The sequence below is a fragment of the Sphingomonas populi genome (assembly GCF_004208535.1).
Classification (GTDB): domain Bacteria; phylum Pseudomonadota; class Alphaproteobacteria; order Sphingomonadales; family Sphingomonadaceae; genus Sphingomonas; species Sphingomonas populi.
In genome coordinates, this window is the sequence record NZ_SGIS01000116.1 from 1 (window position 1) to 2,521 (window position 2,521).

At 67.6% G+C, this 2,521-nt stretch carries 2 protein-coding genes; both read left to right on the forward strand.

Translation table 11 applies throughout. The features are described from left to right. Positions 1 to 118 precede the first annotated feature (118 nt). Positions 119 to 1,024, forward strand: coding sequence for a tyrosine-type recombinase/integrase (locus tag EWE75_RS24260; protein ID WP_130160590.1), 906 nt, complete (start codon positions 119 to 121; stop codon positions 1,022 to 1,024). A gap of 6 nt (positions 1,025 to 1,030) precedes the next feature. After that, a complete protein-coding gene (locus tag EWE75_RS24265) occupies positions 1,031 to 2,221 on the forward strand; it encodes an IS91 family transposase (RefSeq protein WP_130160591.1) in 1,191 nt (396 codons plus the stop codon). Positions 2,222 to 2,521: the final 300 nt, after the last annotated feature.

The following is a 2,521-nucleotide window of genomic DNA, read 5'->3' on the forward strand; positions in this document are numbered from 1 at the left end:
TGCACGAAGCCGCTGCGCGGCAGTGGTGTTGGCGGTGAGGTAGCGCGCCTGCGCTGAGGTTTGGCCCTGCGGGGGCGGCGGCAGACGATGGAGTTCCTTCAACGAGAGGAACTTCACGATGGCGATTGTACCGACCAAGCGACCCGTCACCCCGCTGCGTCAGCGGATGCTCGACGACATGGCGATGCGTTCGATGCGGGCGAGGACGCAGCATGACTATGTCCGCCACGTTCGCGCGTTCGCGGCCTTCCTCGGGCGCTCACCCGATACCGCGACCGCTGAGGATGTGCGGCGCTTCCAGCTTCACCAGCGCGAGGACGGTGTCGGCGAGTCCACGATCAACGGCTCGGTGTCGGCGCTGCGCTTCCTGTTCGACGTGACGCTCGAGAGACCGGACTTGTCGCGCAAGCTGGTGCTGGCGCATCGTCCCAGGAAGCTGCCGGATGTGCTGAGCGTCGATGAGGTGGCCAAGCTGCTCGAGGCGGCACCAGGTATCAAGTACCGCGCCGCACTCGGTGTCGCCTATGGCGCCGGCCTGCGCGTGTCGGAGGTCGCACATCTCAAGGCCGACGATATCGACAGCAAGCGGATGCTGATCCGCATCGAGGAGGGCAAAGGGCGCAAGGACCGCAACGCCATGCTGTCGCCGCAACTGCTCGAGTTGCTGCGACTGTGGTGGCGCGAGGGCAAGCGGCGCAGTGTCCTGCTCCCGCACGGCTGGCTGTTCCCCGGTCGCAGTTACACCGACCCGATCTCGACGCGGCAGCTCCACCGAGCCGTATGCGAGGCGGCCGAGGCGGCGGGGATCCGCAAGCGCGTCAGCCCGCACACGTTGCGGCATAGCTTTGCCACGCATCTGCTTGAACAGGACGTCGATATCCGCGTGATCCAGGTCCTGCTCGGGCACAGCAAGCTCGAGACGACTGCGCTCTACACCAAGGTCGCGACCCGGACGATCCATGCCGTCACCGGCCCGCTCGACCGGCTGATGGCGCTGATGGAGGGCAAGACACCCGCCGGTTGACGCCGCATGCGCGCCTCGCTTGAGGTCGCCGACATCTTCCGCGCCGCCGGCCCCGCCTTCCGGGCCGCGCATGCCGGGCATCTGAGCCTGCACCATCTCAAGGTGATGTCGGCGATCGAGCATTGCCGTACCGCCGCGCTCGGCGGCCACACCGAGGCCTGCACCGACTGCGGGCATTGGCGGATCGCCTATAACAGTTGTCGCAACCGGCATTGTCCGCGGTGCCAAGGCGCCGCCGCGCGCGCCTGGCTCGCCGAGCGCGAGGCCGACCTGCTGCCGGTGGGCTACTTTCACGTCGTGTTCACGCTGCCCGCCGAGGTCGCCGACATCGCGTTCCACAACAAGGCGCTGGTCTACGATCTGCTGTTTAAGGTGGCATCCGAGACGATGCTGACGATCGCCGCCGACCCGAAGCACCTCGGCGCGCGCATCGGCATCACCGCGGTGCTGCACACATGGGGATCGGCGCTGACCCACCATCCGCATGTCCACATGATCGTGCCGGGTGGCGGCATCGCGCGGGACGGCACGCGCTGGATATCCTCGCCGCCCGCGTTCCTGCTGCCGGTCAAGGTGCTGGGCAAGCTGTTCCGCCGCCTGTTCGTGACCCGGCTGATCGCGCTCCACGCAGCGGGGCGGCTCGCCTTCTTCGGCAGCCTCGCCCACTTCACCGATCGCCGCGCCTTCCTGCGGCACCTGTCGCCGGTCCGCAAAAAGAACTGGATCGTCTATGCCAAGCCGCCGTTCTCCGGGCCGCAGGCCGTGCTCGCCTATCTGTCGCGCTACACCCACCGCGTGGCGATCTCGAACAGTCGGCTGCTCGCCTTCGACGAGGCCGGCGTCACCATGCGCTACAAAGATTACCGCCGCGCCGGCGCCGACCGGCAGCAGGTGATGACGCTGGCGACAGACGAGTTCATCCGTCGCTTCCTGCTCCATGTCCTGCCGCGCGGGTTCCATCGCATCCGCCACTATGGCCTGCTCGCCGGCGCCACCCGCAAGGCTCATCTCGAACACGCCCGCCAGTTGCTTGGCGTCGTGCCGCCGCCCGACGATGCGCCCGATGAACCGACCGATATCCGGCCACCATGCCCCTGCTGTGGCGGGCACATGGTTGTCATCGAGACCTTTGAGCGCTGGCGCCAGCCGCGCGCACCGCCGCACGTCACTCCAGTAACCGGGACCACCGTGCCATGACCCGGCATGGCTTGCCTTCACCGTGCTCCGGAGGTCGTGTGCTTCCGGCGGCGACGCCGCTCGCGCTGGCGCCTCCACTGATCGCACCGGCGACGATCTCAAGCCTTGATCCTGGTCACCAGCTACGCGGCACGCCGCCCCTGCGCTCCACGTTCCGACCCGCCGATGTGCGTCCCGCACGCCGATGCGACCGCGGCACGACAGCACGAAAGCCGAAATCCCCATAGGTCAACACCTGCGGCCCGCGGCTTCCTGCTTTGGAGAATATCGTTCGCCTGCCGGCATCCGATATCCTTCACA

Bases quoted from the DNA above. Each gene is read 5' to 3' on its own strand.
- EWE75_RS24265 (WP_130160591.1), top strand. From the start codon at position 1,031: ATGCGCGCCTCGCTTGAGGTCGCCGACATCTTCCGCGCCGCCGGCCCC.
- EWE75_RS24260 (WP_130160590.1), top strand. From the start codon at position 119: ATGGCGATTGTACCGACCAAGCGACCCGTCACCCCGCTGCGTCAGCGG.